Origin of the sequence: Halomonas sp. (genome assembly GCF_014859505.1) — a bacterium.
In the GTDB taxonomy this organism is placed as follows: Bacteria; Pseudomonadota; Gammaproteobacteria; order Pseudomonadales; family Halomonadaceae; genus Halomonas.
The window spans coordinates 17619-33504 of sequence record NZ_JACUUD010000004.1; the positions used below are offsets into that span (position 1 = coordinate 17619).

The window sequence follows — 15886 nt, forward strand, 5'->3', positions numbered from 1 at the left end:
GTCCTGCCACGGCCGCCCATCTGGTAAGATGAGCGGCCGTTCTTTTGGCTGATTCAAGTGAGGCCCCCATGCTCGGCTGGTTTCCGGGACACATGAACAAGGCGAGGCGCCAGATCACCGAGGCGCTGCCGGAGATCGACGTGGTGATCGAGGTGCTCGACGCCCGCCTGCCCTACTCCAGCGCCAATCCCATGCTCGCCGTGCTGACCCGCCACAAGCCGGTGCTCAAGCTGCTGTCGCGCGCCGACCTGGCCGACCCGGCGCGCACTGCCGAATGGGTGACCTTCTTCGATGCGCAGCCCGACATGCGCGCCCTGGCCGTGACCACCACCAACGCCCGGGAGCTCAAGCGCATCCCCAGGCTGTGCCATGAACTGGCCGGGGCGGTGCGCGCCGACCGCGATGTGCGGGTGATGGTGATGGGCATCCCCAACGTCGGCAAGTCGACCCTGATCAACGGCCTGGCCGGCAGAAGCATCGCAAAGACAGGCAACGAGCCCGCGGTGACCAAGCGCCAGCAGAAGGTGCGCATCGACGGGCGCGTGGCGCTGATCGACACCCCCGGCGTGCTGTGGCCGAAGATCGAGGACCAGGCCAGCGCCTACCGCCTCGCCGCCAGCGGCGCCATCCGGGATACCGCCATCGACTACGTGGACGTGGCGGTGGTCACCGCCGCCGAGCTGGCCCGCCGCTATCCCGAGGCGCTCACCGCGCGCTACCGGCTCGAGGCCCTGCCGAGCTACACGGCCAACCCCGAGTCGGTGCGGGTCGAGGCCGATGGCCCGGTGCGCGTGGACCTGCTGGCGCTGGCCGGCTTCGATGGCCACGCCATCCTGGCCGAGATCGCCGCCCGCCGCGGCGGCCTGCGCCCCGGCGGCGAGGTGGATCTCCACCGCGGCGCCGAGGTATTGCTCCACGAACTGCGCGACGGCAAGCTCGGCCGGCTGACCCTGGAGACCCCGGCGGACATCCCGCCCGACCCCATTCCGGAGGCAGAGTTGGCGCCGTCGCCCGCCGAGGATGACGCCGGCAGCGACGACACCGCATAATCACCCCTCGCCCGCCGCCCTGGACACTGGACACCGAACGACATGGACACCACCCCGATCCGGAAATCGCACAAGCTGCACAACGTCTGCTACGACATCCGCGGCCCGGTGCTCGACCATGCCAAGCGGCTGGAAGAGGAGGGCCAGCGAATCCTCAAGCTGAACATCGGCAACCCCGCCCCGTTCGGTTTCGAGGCGCCGGAGGAGATCCTCCAGGACGTCATGCGCAACCTGCCCACCGCCCAGGGTTACTGCGATTCCAAGGGGCTCTACTCGGCGCGCAAGGCGATCATGCAGGAGTGCCAGCGCAAGCACATACCCAATGTCGGCATCGAGGACATCTACATCGGCAACGGCGTCTCCGAGCTGATCGTGATGGCGATGCAGGCACTGCTCAACGACGGCGACGAGGTGCTGATCCCTGCCCCCGACTACCCGCTGTGGACCGCCGCCGCCAACCTCTCCGGCGGCCACGCCGTTCACTACCTGTGCGACGAGCAGGCCGACTGGGCGCCGGACCTCGACGATATCCGCGCCAAGGTGACCGCCCACACCCGGGCCATCGTGATCATCAACCCCAACAACCCCACCGGCGCCGTCTACCCGCCGGCGGTGATCCGCGAGTTGCTGGAGATCGCCCGCCAGCACGACCTGGTGGTGTTCTCCGACGAGATTTACGACAAGATCCTCTACGACGACGTCGAGCACGTCTCCACCGGGGCCCTGGCAGGCGACGACCAGCTGGTGGTGACCATGAACGGGCTCTCCAAGAGCTACCGCTGCGCCGGCTTCCGCTCAGGCTGGATGATCCTCTCGGGCCATATCGCCATGCAGCGCGCCGCGGACTTCATCCAGGGGCTGACCATGCTGGCCTCCATGCGCCTGTGCGCCAACGTGCCGGCCCAGCACGCCATCCAGACGGCGCTGGGCGGCTACCAGTCGATCAACGACCTGATCCTGCCGGGCGGGCGCCTGCTGGCCCAGCGCGACATCACCTTCGAGAGGCTCAACGCCATCCCGGGGGTGAGCTGCGTCAAGCCCAGGGGGGCGCTCTACGCCTTCCCGCGGCTCGACCCCGAGGTGTTCAACATCCATGACGACCAGCAGCTGGTGCTCGACCTGCTGCTGCAGGAGAAGATCCTGCTGGTCCAAGGCACCGCCTTCAACTGGCCGGACCCGGACCACGTGCGCATCGTCACCCTGCCCTGGGCCGACCAGCTCGGCGACGCCCTGGATCGGTTCGCCCGCTTCCTGTCACGCTACCGCCAGTAAACGCCTCGCCGGACGGGTGTTGCGAGTGCTTGAAACCCACCCGCCCCGGCCGTATCTAAGCCAAAGCTTCTTGACGCCGCGCCCCGGCGCGGCACTGACCCCTTGATGACTCTTTCCCCGATAACGACTGGAGACCCCGCAACATGATGAGAATCCTGCTCTTCCTGGGCACCAACCTGGGCGTCATCATCGTCGCCAGCATCACCCTGCGCCTGCTGGGCGTCGAGCCCTACCTGACCGCCCAGGGCATCAACTTCAACAGCCTGCTGATCTTCTGCTTCATCTTCGGCATGGCCGGCTCCATGGTGTCGCTGTTCATCTCCAAGTGGATGGCCAAGCGCAGCACCGGCACCGTGATCATCGAGACGCCCAGCAATGCCACCGAGAAGTGGCTGCTCGACACCGTGGAAGAGCTCTCCCGCGATGCCGGCATCAAGACGCCCGAGGTGGGCATCTTCCCCGCCCAGCAGTCCAACGCCTTCGCCACCGGCTGGAACCGCAACGACGCCCTGGTGGCGGTCTCCGCCGGACTGCTCAACCGCATGCGCCCCGAGGAGGTGCGCGCGGTGCTCGCCCACGAGATCGGCCACGTGGCCAACGGCGACATGGTGACCCTGGCGCTGATCCAGGGGGTGGTGAACACCTTCGTGATGTTCTTCGCCCGGGTGGTCGCCCACCTGGTCGACGGCTTTCTCAAGAGCCGCAGCGACGGCGCGGGGCTCGGCTTCATGGGGTACTTCGCCGTGGTGATCGTCGCCGAGATCGTGTTCGGCATCATCGCCTCGGCCATCGTCGCCTGGTTCTCGCGTTTCCGCGAATACCGCGCCGACGCCGCCGGTGCCAGGCTCGCCGGTTCCGGCGCCATGATCAACGCCCTGGCTCGTCTCAAGGGCGAGACCGAGATGCCCGACCAGATGCCGGATACCCTGCGCGCCATGGCCATCACCAAGGGCCAGACCCGCTCGCTGATGGAGCGCCTGTTCGCCAGCCATCCGCCCCTGGACGATCGCATCCGGGCGCTCAAGGAAGCGGCCTATCGACAGTAACGGCGAGCCGCGCTCAAGGAAGCGACCTGCCGGCAGACATCGCAATCAGCAGCAGCGTTCTTCCCAACCGTAACGCAAGCGGGCCCGCCAATGGCGGGCCCGCTTGCGTCTGGGCATCAAAGGGGCGAACGCGATGAGCTCAGCCTCGGATTACGCGAAAGCCCGCCCCGGCCAGCAGCACGGCCAGTTCTTCGTCCGCCTCCGTCAGGGCCACCTCCAGGGTGGCGAACTCGCGGCGCAGGGGGTAGCCCGCCCGGCAGGCGTCGAAGCCTTTCGCCATGCCCTGGCGGCGGCTCTCGCGCAGCAGGCTGTCGTGGTCGCGGCGCACGTCATGGACGGCCCGCAGGCAGAGCCGTAGCGCCTCATCGGTGGCGAGGCCCGCGCCGAGTTCCAGGCGGCGCAGGGGCGGCGGCGGCAGCAGCTCATCGAGGCCCACCCGGGCAGACAGGCCGAGTTCCCGACACAGCGCCCGGTAGACCATATGGGTGCCGCGTCGCTTGCCGTCCAGGCTGTGGCCGGCGATATGCGGCGTGGCGATCTCGGCGAGATCCCGCAGGGCGCCGTCGATGGCCGGCTCGTGCTCCCAGACGTCGAGCACCGCGCTGATATCGCCCTCTCCAGCCAGACGCTGACGCAAGGCCTGGCCATCCACGCAGTCGCCGCGGCCGGCATTGAGCAGCACTGTGCCCGGCGCCAGCTCGGCGATGACCTCGGCCCCCAGCAGGTGATGGGTGGCATGGGGCCCCTCGCGCACCAGGGGGGTGTGCAGACAGAGCACGTCGCACTCGTCGATCAGCGTCTCCAGGTCGACGAAGCCGGGCAGAGATTGCCCCGCGGCGCTCTCTGCCGCGACCCTGGGCGGGTCGCAGGCCAGGCAGTCGATCCCCATGGCGACGAGGCGGCCCAGCAGGCGCCCCCCCACATTGCCGGCGCCCACCACCCCCACTCGCCGTTCGGCAAGCCGCCAGCCCTGGCGCTCGGCCAGGGTCGCCAGGCTGCCCAGCACGTAGTCCACCACCGCCTCGGCGTTGCAGCCCGGGGCGCTGGCGAAGGCGATGCCGCGTTCTGCCAACGCCGCGAGATCGACATGGTCGGTGCCGATGGTGCAGGTGCCGACGAAGCGCAGCCGTCGGGCCTCGGTGAGCAGTGCCGCATCGACCCGGGTGATGGAGCGCACCACCAGGGCATCGACGTCGCGCAGCGTCGCGGCATCGATCTGGCGTCCGGGTAGACGCACCACCTCGCCCAGGGCACCGAAACAGGACTCGGCGGCGGGCACATCGGCATCGACAAGGATTCGCATGGTCTCTTGTTCCCGTTTCTCTGGCGATTACAATACCTACCAACCTACCACTCCCCCGCCAACGCGGGGATACGCTGCGCGTCAGGAGCCTTGATGATCGTCCGCTGGGAAACCGACCATGACTATGTGCTGGTACACATCCACCAGGACATGTTCGGCGACTGGATCTTCAGCCGCGCCTGGGGACAGATCGGGACCCAGTTCGGGGGCCTAAAGCACCAGTTGGCCGACGACCATGACCAGGCGCTGATGTGGCTGGCCGACGAGGCTACCATCCAGGCCTCCCGTAGCTTTCGCAAGGTGATGGAGGTGGAGGACAACAGTCCCGAGGGACGACAGGCGGTCAGCCAGCTGTCGCTGCTGGACGCCCTGTAGGGCGCTAGCCCAGGTAGCGTCGCCCGTCGCGCATCTCGGCCCCGCGCACCTCGCGGGGGGCCTCCTCGCCCTCCCGCTGGCAACGCAGGGCCTCCCATGCCGCTTCATCCAGCCAGCCCCGCTCGGCCAGCCAGGCCGCCAGCCGCGGCGCATCGAAGCCGCGGTCCAACTCCTGCCCCTCGGTATCCGCCAGCACCGGGATGCGTACCCCGTAGCGCGCCATCAGGGCCTCGTCATCGCTGACCTCGACCCGGTCCAGGGCCACCGGCTCGCGGCTGAGGTGGCCCAGCAGTCCCTCGAGCTGCTGGCAGAGGTGGCAGCCCAGGGTGGTGTAGAGCGTCAGCCGGATCATGCGCGCGCCTCCCGGTGACGAATCAGAAAGACGTGATGCAGCTCCGGGTTGCGCGTGGAAAATAAAAAGCGGGTCGAAGGTCTCATGCCGCTTCCTCCCGGTGGCGAATCAGGAAGACGTGGTGCAGCTCGGGATTACGCTTGAAATCCGGGTCGAAGGTCTTCGCCGAGATCTCCTCCACCGCATAGTGCTCGGCCAGATCGGCATCCAGCTTGAAGCGACGCTGGTTGTTGGAGAACACCAGGGTGCCGCCGGGCGCCAGGCGGGCCATGGCCAGGCGCACCAGGCGCCCGTGGTCGCGCTGCACGTCGAGGGTCCCCGCCATCTTCTTGGAGTTGGAGAAGGTGGGTGGGTCCATGAAGATCAGGTCGAATTCGGCCCCGGCGGTCTGAAGCCAGCGCAGGCAGTCGTCGCGCACCACCCGATGGCGGCTGGGGTCGAGGCCGTTGAGGGCGAAGTTGTCCCGCGCCCACTCCAGGTAAGTGTTGGAGAGATCCACGCTGACGCTGTCGCTGGCACCGGCGATCCCCTCGGCGCCGCGCGGCCCCAGCGCCGCCTGCACGGTGGCGGTGGCGGTATAGCAGAAGAGGTTGAGGAAGCGCTTGCCCGGCGCCATCTCGCCCAGCATCCGGCGCACCGGGCGGTGGTCCAGGAACAGGCCGGTGTCCAGATAGTCCCGCAGGTTGACCCACAGCCTGGCGCGTCCCTCGGGTACCTCGAAGCGCTCGCCGCTGGCCCCCTGTTTCTGATACTGGGCGCTACCGCTCTGGCGCTCGCGGCGCTTGACCACCACCCGGGTCGGGTCGACCTCGAGCACCTCGGGGATCACCGCCAGCGCCTCGAAGAGGCGCTTCTGGGCCTGGCCGGCATCAATGGTGCGTGGGGCGGCATACTCCTGCACGTGGACCCGCTCACCGTAGACATCGATGGCCAGGGCGTACTCCGGCATGTCGGCGTCATACAGTCGATAGCAGCGCTCGCCGCTCTGCTTGAGCCACTTCTTGAGCCGCTTGCGGTTCTTCTCCAGGCGGTTGGCGAACATCTGGGCCCCTTCGGAGCGACGCGGGGCACCGGACTCCCGCGAGCCCTCCGCATCCACCTCGGGCACCTCCATCAGCAGCAGCTTGGCCTCGAGCGGGCCATTGCGCAGGGCGTACTGCTTGTGGGCGCGCAGGCCGATGCGGTGACCGAGGTCCGGATTGCCGGTGAAGACCGCCAGACGCCAGCCGGGAAAGGCCGCCCGCACCCGCTCGCCCAGCTGGGCATATAGGCCGACCAGCTCCGGCAGCTCACCGAGCCGTTCGCCGTAGGGCGGGTTGGTGATCACCAGGCCCGTAGGTTCAACGTCCAGCCCCGCGGGACGCGACAGCTCGGCCAGCCCCCCGCCGGTGAGCGTGATCAGCGCCGGGATGCCGGCGCGCATGGCGTTGGCCCTGGCCGCGGCCAGCGCCGCGGGGCTCTGGTCGATGCCGTGAAAGTGCGAGCGGCAGCGCTTGCGGCCTATGCTCGCCCGCGCCTCTGCCTCGCGTTTCACTTCGCGCCAGATCGTCTCGTCGTGGCCCGCCCAGCCGTGGAAGCCGAAGCGCTCACGAGCCAGCCCCGGGGCCACGTCGGCGGCCATCATCGCCGCCTCGATCAGCAGGGTGCCGGCACCGCACAGCGGGTCCACCAGCGGCGCCCCCTCACGGGCCAGCGCCGGCCAGCCGGCCCGCACCAGCAGTGCCGCCGCCAGGTTCTCCTTGAGCGGCGCATGGCCCACGTCGCGGCGATAGCCGCGGCGGTGCAGGCTGTCGCCGGAGAGGTCCACGCCCACGATCAAGCGCCCGCGGTGCAGGTGGGCATAGAGGCGCAGATCGGGTGTCTTGAGATCGACATCGGGGCGCGCCAACCCTGCGGCCTGCAGGCGATCGACCACGCCGTCCTTGACCGTCTGGGCGCCGAAGCGTGTGTGGCGGATCGCTTCGGAGCGGCCATGGAAGTCCACCGCCAGCGTCGCTCCCGGCGCCAGATGCCGCGACCAGTCGATGGCGGCCACGGCGGCACGCAGCTGCTCGGGGGTCTCGATGCCCTCGTCGCGGGCCAGGCAGAGCACCACCCGGTTGGCCAGCCGCGACCACAGGCAGGCACGGTAGGCGCCAGCCAGATCGGTCCGCAGGTTCAAACCGCCCACCGTGGTCTTGCCGGGCTCGGCGCCCAGGGCGGCGAGTTCTTCGGACAGCAGCAGCTCCAGCCCCTGGGGGCAGGTGGCCAGGAGATCCAGCGTGGCGTCGTGTCGTGGGGATGTCATCGCGTCGATACCGCTTGGCAGATTCTTGGGGCCACCGTGTCAGACAGGTGAACGGGTTGTTACAAATCGGGGGTCGACAAGCCCGATCGAAGTGGGCTATCAATAACCCAGTAGCTACTGAAACACGCATGCGTTTTCTGTCAACGGGCTCGATATTCAACCGAGAAGCTCGTGACAAGTTTAGGTGTGGCCCGGGCCTTGTGCTCGAGCCTGCCAGATCGATACCTTATCAAGAGGTAGTCCAATGAAACGACAGAAACGTGATCGCTTCCAGCGTTCCTATATTCATGGCTACAAGGCAGGTGTTTCGGGTCGCTCTCGCGATGATTGTCCGAGCCAGGACGTCAATCTTCGCGAATACTGGATGAGCGGTTGGCGTGAGGGTCGAGGGGACCAGTGGTCCGGCATGACGGGAGTCTCCGGCATCCACAAGAACCCCATGGTGATGTGAGCCCCTACCATTACAGGTTCGCACATTTCAGGTTCGCACCCACTTTAATAAACTCTTGACTTTATAGAGCCCGTGGCAAGCCCACGGGCTTCTTGCATTTCTCGCCACATCAGCGCTGTACGGCCTGTGCCTTCAGGGCCCGGGCGCACTCGCCCACCAGCGCCGGGCCACGATAGATGAAGCCCGAATAGAGCTGCACCAGGTCGGCACCGGCCTCGCGCTTGGCGAGCGCCGTCTCGGCGCTGTCGATCCCCCCCACGCCGATGATCGCCATCTCGGGCAGCTGGCGGCGCAGTTCGCGAATCACCGCATTGGAGGCCTCGAGCACAGGTCGGCCGGACAGCCCGCCGACCTCCTCTGCGCCGGGCAGGCCCACCACCGCCTCACGGGAGACCGTGGTGTTGGTGGCGATCACCGCGTCGATACCATTGGCTGCCAGGCAGCGCGCCACCAGGCCGACCTCCTCGGCGTCCATGTCCGGGGCGATCTTCACCGCCAGCGGCACCCGACGGCCGCCGTCGCGGTCGAGGCGACTCCCCTCCTCGCGCAGCGCCGAGAGCAGCCCGTCGAGCTGCTCGCCGAACTGCAGATTGCGAAGTCCCGGGGTGTTGGGGGAGGAGATATTCACGGTGATGTAGTGGGCGTGGGCATGCACCTTGCCGAGACAAGCGAGGTAATCGTCCACCGCCTTGTCCACCGGGGTGGTCAGATTCTTGCCGATGTTGATACCAATCACGCCATCATAGCGGCTCGCCTTGACCCTCTCGACCAGGTGGTCGACGCCGGCGTTGTTGAAGCCCATGCGGTTGATGATGGCGCCGGCCTCGGGCAGACGGAACATCCGTGGCCGCGGATTGCCCGGCTGGGGCTGCGGGGTCACGGTGCCCACCTCGACGAAGCCGAAACCCAGCGCTCCCAGGGCGTCGAGGTGATCGGCGTTCTTGTCGAGCCCTGCCGCCAGGCCCACCCGGTTGGGAAAACGCAGCCCCATGAGCTCCACCGGGTCTTCCACGCGCCCACCCCCCAGGCGCCCTGCCAGGCCCAGACGGCCGGCCAGGTCGAGCCCCTTGAGCGCGACGCCGTGGGCGGTCTCGGCATCGAGACGAAAGAGAAGCGAACGGGCAAGCGAATACATGGCACCTCCGGGGACGGGCGGGGGTCAAGAGCGGGCAAGAGTATAGCAGCGCCTCCCGCGGGAAACGACGTCCCGGTGAGACAGGCGACGCCGAATCTGTGATCTACTGTGGGCAGATGAAGAGACGGAATGCGTGACCCGAACGGACCACGCCGCCAAGCTGCCAGGGAGATCCATGATGGCCGATACCACCGAAACCCTAGAGGACCGTCTGTCGCGGATCCATCGCGCCATGGGCGAAGAGCAGCTGGACGCCGTCGATGCCGTCATCGCCGATCTGGAGCCCGCCGAGATCGCCCTGATGCTGGAGTCGCTGCCACCGGCGGCCCGGGTCCGGCTGTGGCAGCGCGTTCCTGCCGAGGTCGACGGCGAGGTGCTGCTGCACGTCCACGACGAGGTGCGTGGCACCCTGCTCGAGGACATGGACCACGAGGAGATCGTGGCCGCCGCCGCCGCCCTGGACACCACCGACCTGGCGGAGATCTTCGAGGACCTGCCCCAACAGGTCGCCGAAGACATGCTGCGCTCCATGGACGCCCTGCAGCGCACGCGTCTCGAGGAGACACTGGCCTTCGACGAGGACAGCGCCGGGCGACTGATGCGGCTGGATACCATCGCAGTGCGCGCCGACGTCAGCCTGGAAACGGTGGCACGCTTCCTGCGCTGGAAGGAGTCCGTGCCGGACAACACCCATCAGCTGATGGTGGTGGACCGGGACGCCCGCTTCGTCGGCGTGCTGCCCATCGCCCGCCTGGTCAGCCACGACCCGGAGATGGCGGTTGCCGACCTGATGGACCAGGAGGTCGACAGTATCCGCGTCGACATGAAGTCCCGGGACGTGGCCACACTGTTCCAGACCCACGACCTGGTCTCCGCGCCGGTGGTGGACGAGTCCGGCCTGTTGCTTGGACGCATCGTCATCGACGACATCGTCGACGTCATCCGCGAGGACTCGGACCAGGCGCTGATGAGCATGGCCGGCCTGGACGAGGAGGAGGATCTGTTCGCCCCGATCTTTTCCAGCGCCAAGCGCCGCGCCGTGTGGCTGGGCATCAATCTGGTCACCGCCTTCCTGGCCGCCTGGGTGATCGGACGCTTCGAGGACGCCCTGGACAAGATCGTCGCCCTGGCGGTGCTGATGCCCATCGTGGCCAGCATGGGCGGCATCGCCGGCAGTCAGACCCTGACACTCGCCATCCGCGGTATGGCGCTGGGGCAGATCAGCCGCACCAACAGCAGCTGGCTGCTGCGCAAGGAGGTGGGGATCGCCGCGCTCAACGGCGTGGTCTGGTCGCTGGTGGTGGCGGTTCTGGCAGTGGTGTGGTTCGGCAACGTGGCCATCGGTGCCATCATCGCCGCCGCCCTGGTGATCAACATGCTGGCCGCCGGCATCGCCGGCATCGTCATCCCGCTGCTGCTCAAGCGCGTCGGCATCGACCCGGCACTGTCGGGGTCGGTGGTGCTGACCACCGTCACCGACGTGGTCGGCTTCATGGCATTCCTGGGCATGGCCACCTTCTTCCTGCTCTGACCGACCCCGTGAGCGCGGTCACCCGCCCGCAGACGACGAACCCCGCCAATCGGCGGGGTTCGTCGTTGCGGGAGGCCAGGGGCGGGATCAGGTCTCCTGGCTGCTCTCCGCCAGGTCCACCAGCTCTCTCACAGCCACGGCAAACTGCGGGAAGCCGCCCTGTACACCGCTGCCCACCTGCTCGAGCAGCTTGCACCAGCGACTGTGCATGCCGGCGTGCAGCTCCAGCCACTGGTCGACGCGCTCGCCGGCCTCGCGGGCGCCACCCTCCATGCGCAGCACGCTGACGGTAAGCGCCAACTGCTGGCGGTCGACGTCATCGCGGAAGGTGTCGCGGGCCTGGGCCTGCCAGCTGTCGCGCACCTTGAGCGCGGTGATCTGGCCGATCAGCCACGGCAGCTCAAGCCGGTCACCGATCTCGTAGTACACCTCGGACACCCGCTGGGGCTTCTCGTTGGCCTGGCGGGCCGCCTGGATGATCCCGAGCCCCGCATAGAGGCTGGCGGCCGCCGCCGAGGCCCCGGCCAGTGCCTCGGGTACCCCGGCCTCGATCAGCTCGCCGCGGCGCGCCTCCCAGGCCTCGAGCTCCTCGCCGCGCAGGCGCTTGCCGATACCCTCCTGGATCTGGGCCAGACGCGGGGCGAAGTACTCGATGGTGTCGCGGGTGTCCATCCCCACCCGGGCACGCAGGAACCAGCGGGTCGCGCGGCGGATCAGGCGCATCAGGTCGAGCATCATGCCGTACTGCACGGCGCTGGGCACGCGGTTGTCCAGCGCCTCGATCTGCTGCCACAGGGTGCCGAGATGGAACACCTCGCGAGCGATCACGTAGGCCCGGGCGATCTCGGCGCGGCCCGCGCCGGTGGCGTCGATCAACCGACGCGCGAAGACGATCCCCATGTGGTCGACCAGGTCGTTGGCCACCTGGGTGGCCACGATCTCGCGCTTGAGGCGGTGCTCATACATCTCATCACGATAGCGCTCCACCAGCACGCCCGGGAAGATCCGCTCCACGTGTCGCTCGATGACCGGATCATCGGGCACGTCGGAGGCGATCAGGTCGCCCTTGAGCACGCTCTTGGCATAGGAGATCAGCACCGAGAGCTCCGGCAGCAGCATGCCCTGCTGGTTGGCGGCACGCTCCTCGAGGACCTCGTCGACCGGCAGGAACTCCAGTTCGCGGTCGAGCTGCCCGGCGGCCTCCAGCTCGCTGATGAAGCGGCGGAAGGGACCGATCCCTCCCCGCGAGAGAATCTCGGCCAGGTCCAGCGCCTGGGTCTGGCGATAGTTGCCGATCAGCACCAGGTCGGAGATCTCGCCGGTCATCTCGGCGAGCAGCCGGTTGCGCTGCTTGTCGGTCATGTCACCGCGCTTGACCACCTCGTCGATGAGGATCTTGATATTGACCTCATGGTCGGAGCAGTTGACCCCGCCGGCGTTGTCGATGAAGTCGGTGTTGACACGCACGCCCCGGGCCGCTGCCTCCATGCGGCCGCGCTGGGTGAAGCCGAGGTTGCCGCCCTCGCCCACCACCCGGCAGTTGAGTTCGCGGCCGTCGATGCGCAGGGCATCGTTGGCCTTGTCGCCCACCTGGGCGTCGCTTTCCTCGCTGCCCTTGACGTAGGTCCCGATGCCGCCGTTCCAGATCAGGTCTACCTCGGACTTGAGCATGGCGCGAATCAGCTCATTGGGGGAGAGCTTGCTCTCCTCGATACCGAAGACGCTCTTCATCTGCGCCGAGATCGGAATCGACTTGGCGCTGCGCTTGAATACCCCGCCGCCCTCGGAGATCAGTGCAGCGTCGAAGTCCTCCCAGGTGGAGCGCGGCATCTCGAACAGGCGCTGCCGCTCGGCGAAGGTGGTCGCGGCGTCGGGCGTGGGGTCGACGAAGATGTGCAGGTGGTTGAAGGCCCCCACCAGGCGGATCCTGTCGGAGAGCAGCATGCCGTTACCGAAGACATCGCCGCCCATGTCGCCGATACCCACGACGCTGAACTCGTCCTCCTGGGTATTCACGCCCAGGTTGCGGAAGTGGCGCTTGACCGACTCCCAGGCCCCCTTGGCGGTGATGCCCATCTTCTTGTGGTCATAGCCATTGGCCCCACCGGAGGCGAAGGCATCACCCAGCCAGTGGCCGTACTCGGCGGAGATCTCGTTGGCAATATCGGAGAAGGTGGCGGTGCCCTTGTCCGCCGCCACCACCAGGTAGGGGTCATCCTCGTCGTGGCGCACCACCGCCCTCGGCGGGATGAGTTCGCCGCCCACGAGGTTGTCGGTGACGTCGAGCAGCGCGCGGATGAAGGTCTTGTAGCACTCGATCCCCTCTCGCTGGAAGGCCTCGCGGTCACCCTCGGGCAGGCGCTTGCAGACGAAGCCACCCTTGGCGCCCACCGGCACGATCACCGCATTCTTGACCTGCTGGGCCTTGACCAGGCCAAGCACCTCGGTGCGGTAGTCCTCCTGGCGGTCGGACCAGCGCAGGCCGCCGCGGGCCACCTTGCCACCGCGCAGGTGAACGCCCTCGAACCGCGGCGAAGAGACGAAGATCTCGAAGACCGGCCTTGGCTTGGGCATGCCGGTGACCTTCGACGGCTCCAGCTTGAAGGCCATGTAGTCCTTGGGCTGGCCATCCTCGCGGGTCTGGTAGTAGTTGGTGCGCAGGGTGGCCTGGATCAGCTCCACGTAGCGGCGCAGCAGCTGGTCGTCGTTGAGGCTGGCCACGTCGTCGAGGAGGCGCTGGATGCGCTCGAGGCACGCCGTCACCTCGCCCTCGGCGGGACGCTCCTCGGGGTCGAAGCGCAGCTCGAACAGGGTCACCAGCTCGCGGGTGATCTCCGGATGGCTGGTGAGGGTATTGGCCATGTACTCCTGGGACACGCCGAAGCGGATCTGCTTCAGGTAGCGGGCATAGGCCCGCAGCATGGCCACCTCGCGCCAGGTCAGGTTGGCGCCGATGATCAACCGGTTGAAACCGTCGTTGTCCGCTTCCCCGGCCCAGATGCGCTGGAACGCCTCGATGAAGGGTTCGCGCATCTCCTGCAGGTTCACCTCGACGCTGGTGTGGTGCTCCAGGTCGAAGTCGTGGATCCAGTAGCTGGTATCGGTGGCCTCGATCTCGTAGGGGCGCTCGCCGATCACCCGCAGGCCGAGGTTCTCCATCATCGGCAGCACGTCGGAGAGCGGGATGGGGACCTCGCGATGGAACAGCTTGAGGTTGACCCCGCTGCCCTCCTCCTCCACCAGCCGGTAGAGCGACAGCGAGAGCGGCGCGCCCTGGTCCAGGTCGCCGATATGCTGCAGGTCGTAGACCGCCATGCGTGCGTTGAAGTCGTCACGGTAGCTGGCCGGGAAGGCATCGCGGAACCGATCCATCAGGCGATTGGCCTGCTCCTCGCCGAAGCCCTCGATGCTGGCGGCCTGCAGGTCGTCGCGCCAGTTGCGGGCCAGCTGGGCCACCTTGGCCTCGAGCCGCCTGACGTCATACGCCACGGGGTGGTCGCCCTGGAAGCGCAGGATGAACTGGATGCGCGCCAGCACCGACTCGGAGAGATAGGTATTGAAATCGCCGAAGGTGGCATCGAGCTCTTCGCAGAGCAGGTTCTGGATGCGCACGCGCAGCTCGGTGGAGAAGACGTCGCGCGGGATGTAGGCCAGGCAGGAGTAGAAGCGCCCGGGGCGGTCCTCCCGGATGAACAGCCGCACCCGGCGGCGCTCACGGATGCTGAGGATCCCCAGTGCAGTCTCGGCCAGTTCATTAGTATCGATCTGGAAGAGGTCATCACGGGGATAGACCTCGAGGATCTGCAGCAGCTGCTTGCCGTTGTGGCCCTTGGGATTGAAGCCGGCGATCTCCATCACCGCCTTGAGCTTGCGGCGCAGGATCGGCACGTTGCGCGGTGACTCGTTGTAGACGGTGGCGGTGAACAGGCCCAGGAAGCGATGCTCGCCGATCAGGTTGCCCTGTTCGTCGTAGCGATCGACGGAAATGTAGTCGGGATAGGTGGGACGGTGTACCCGGGCATGGTGGGCGCTCTTGGCGAACGACAGCAGCTCCGGTACCAGCACGAACTCACCGTTCTCGACACCAAGCTCGGTGCGGATGCGCTCGCGATAGCGCGGCTGGTCGAGGCGGAACACCCCCAGTTCGCTGCCCTTGGCCTTGGCGAGCTGCTGCTTGCCGCCCTTCTGGGAGACCTCATAGGCGTCATAGCCCAGGAAGGTGAAGTTGTCATGCAGCAACCACTCGAGGAAGTCGATGGCCTCCCGATGATCCTCCGGGTCGGTCTGGGGCGGGCAGCCGGCACGCAAGCCTTCCAGAGCGAGCCTCACCTGCTCGCGCATGGGCTCGAAGTCGGTGACAGCGGTGCGCACATCGACCAGCACCTCGTGCAGGCTGGTCTGCAGCTCCGCCAGGATACCCGGGTCGGAATGGCGATCGATCTCGATGACGATCAGCGACTCACGCCCGCTCGGGGCGGCGGGGTCGCGGGGAGACGCGACCCGCTTCAGCCGATCCTTGCCGTCGCGTTCCGTCGCGAGCACGGCATTGTGGATAGCATGCACGGTGATGCCGCGACGGTTGAGCTCGATGCGTACCGAGTCAACCAGGAAGGGCATGTCCTCGTGCAGCACCGCCACGAAGGTGTGGGGCGACTGCCAGCCATGCTCCTCGAAATCCGGGTTGAAGACGCGCACCTTGGGGTGGGTCGGATCGAACTCCTGCAGAAAGTGCCAGACCGATAGTGTCGCCCCGTAGAGGTCGTCAAGGCGTCGATCCTCGAGGTCGTCGAAGGGCACCGTGGCGTAGAAATACTGGGCGAAGGCCTCCACTTCCGCCGCCTTCCTGTCATCCAGCCGCGCGCTCAATCGCTCGGAGAGTTGCTTGAGAAAGTCCTGTCTGGCGTCTTTGTTCGCAACATGCTGCATCCATCACCTCGTGACCTGGGCCGCGGCTGCGACCGGGAAGTATTCACCATGGCGCCCGCAAAGGGCGCCCAGCGGTCAGCTTACGTGACTCTCCGGTCCCACCGCACCTCGGATGCCAGGATGCTCATGGAGCATGTCGGTTGGGCATCGCCACTTGAC

At 67.4% G+C, this 15886-nt stretch carries 11 protein-coding genes; 6 read left to right on the forward strand and 5 right to left on the reverse strand.

Annotation, left to right across the window (positions count from 1 at the left end; all coding sequences use genetic code 11):
• The first annotated feature begins 68 nt into the window (after positions 1–68).
• The 3 genes from ylqF to htpX all read left to right on the forward strand — a co-directional run bounded on the left by ylqF (position 69) and on the right by htpX (position 3367).
• Positions 69–1049 (forward strand): ribosome biogenesis GTPase YlqF, encoded by a 981-nt coding sequence (gene ylqF, locus IBX53_RS01145; protein ID WP_290904035.1) that lies wholly within the window; start codon positions 69–71, stop codon positions 1047–1049.
• Positions 1050–1091: 42 nt separating this feature from the next.
• Complete coding sequence (locus tag IBX53_RS01150; protein WP_290904038.1) at positions 1092–2321, forward strand: pyridoxal phosphate-dependent aminotransferase; 1230 nt, start codon at positions 1092–1094, stop codon at positions 2319–2321.
• A gap of 143 nt (positions 2322–2464) precedes the next feature.
• Positions 2465–3367, forward strand: a complete 903-nt coding sequence (gene htpX, locus IBX53_RS01155) for a protease HtpX (RefSeq protein ID WP_290904040.1) — start codon at positions 2465–2467, stop codon at positions 3365–3367.
• A 139-nt stretch (positions 3368–3506) separates the two neighbouring features.
• Here htpX and pdxB read toward each other — a convergent pair whose 3' ends face one another.
• Complete coding sequence (gene pdxB / locus IBX53_RS01160; protein WP_290904043.1) at positions 3507–4670, reverse strand: 4-phosphoerythronate dehydrogenase PdxB; 1164 nt, start codon at positions 4668–4670, stop codon at positions 3507–3509.
• Between the two features lie 93 nt (positions 4671–4763).
• On the opposite strand from pdxB, the gene IBX53_RS01165 reads away from it, so the two are divergent.
• Complete coding sequence (locus tag IBX53_RS01165; protein ID WP_290904047.1) at positions 4764–5045, forward strand: hypothetical protein; 282 nt, start codon at positions 4764–4766, stop codon at positions 5043–5045.
• 4 nt (positions 5046–5049) lie between these two features.
• Here IBX53_RS01165 and IBX53_RS01170 read toward each other — a convergent pair whose 3' ends face one another.
• Both IBX53_RS01170 and rlmKL read right to left on the reverse strand, forming a co-directional pair.
• Positions 5050–5397: a glutaredoxin family protein gene (locus IBX53_RS01170; protein ID WP_290904051.1), complete on the reverse strand. Its 348-nt coding sequence runs from the start codon at positions 5395–5397 to the stop codon at positions 5050–5052.
• Positions 5398–5479: 82 nt separating this feature from the next.
• Positions 5480–7684 (reverse strand): bifunctional 23S rRNA (guanine(2069)-N(7))-methyltransferase RlmK/23S rRNA (guanine(2445)-N(2))-methyltransferase RlmL, encoded by a 2205-nt coding sequence (rlmKL, locus tag IBX53_RS01175; protein ID WP_290904054.1) that lies wholly within the window; start codon positions 7682–7684, stop codon positions 5480–5482.
• A gap of 244 nt (positions 7685–7928) precedes the next feature.
• Here rlmKL and rmf point away from each other — a divergent pair, with 244 nt between their 5' ends.
• Positions 7929–8135: a ribosome modulation factor gene (gene rmf, locus IBX53_RS01180; RefSeq protein ID WP_290904057.1), complete on the forward strand. Its 207-nt coding sequence runs from the start codon at positions 7929–7931 to the stop codon at positions 8133–8135.
• A gap of 109 nt (positions 8136–8244) precedes the next feature.
• On the opposite strand, the gene IBX53_RS01185 is transcribed toward rmf, so the two are convergent.
• The gene (locus tag IBX53_RS01185) at positions 8245–9270 is read right to left on the reverse strand and encodes a quinone-dependent dihydroorotate dehydrogenase (protein ID WP_290904060.1); all 1026 of its coding nucleotides are present in this window, start codon (positions 9268–9270) and stop codon (positions 8245–8247) included.
• A 178-nt stretch (positions 9271–9448) separates the two neighbouring features.
• Here IBX53_RS01185 and mgtE point away from each other — a divergent pair, with 178 nt between their 5' ends.
• Positions 9449–10801: a magnesium transporter gene (gene mgtE, locus IBX53_RS01190; RefSeq protein WP_290904063.1), complete on the forward strand. Its 1353-nt coding sequence runs from the start codon at positions 9449–9451 to the stop codon at positions 10799–10801.
• An 87-nt stretch (positions 10802–10888) separates the two neighbouring features.
• Here mgtE and IBX53_RS01195 read toward each other — a convergent pair whose 3' ends face one another.
• Positions 10889–15727, reverse strand: a complete 4839-nt coding sequence (locus IBX53_RS01195; protein ID WP_290904066.1) for an NAD-glutamate dehydrogenase — start codon at positions 15725–15727, stop codon at positions 10889–10891.
• Positions 15728–15886: the final 159 nt, after the last annotated feature.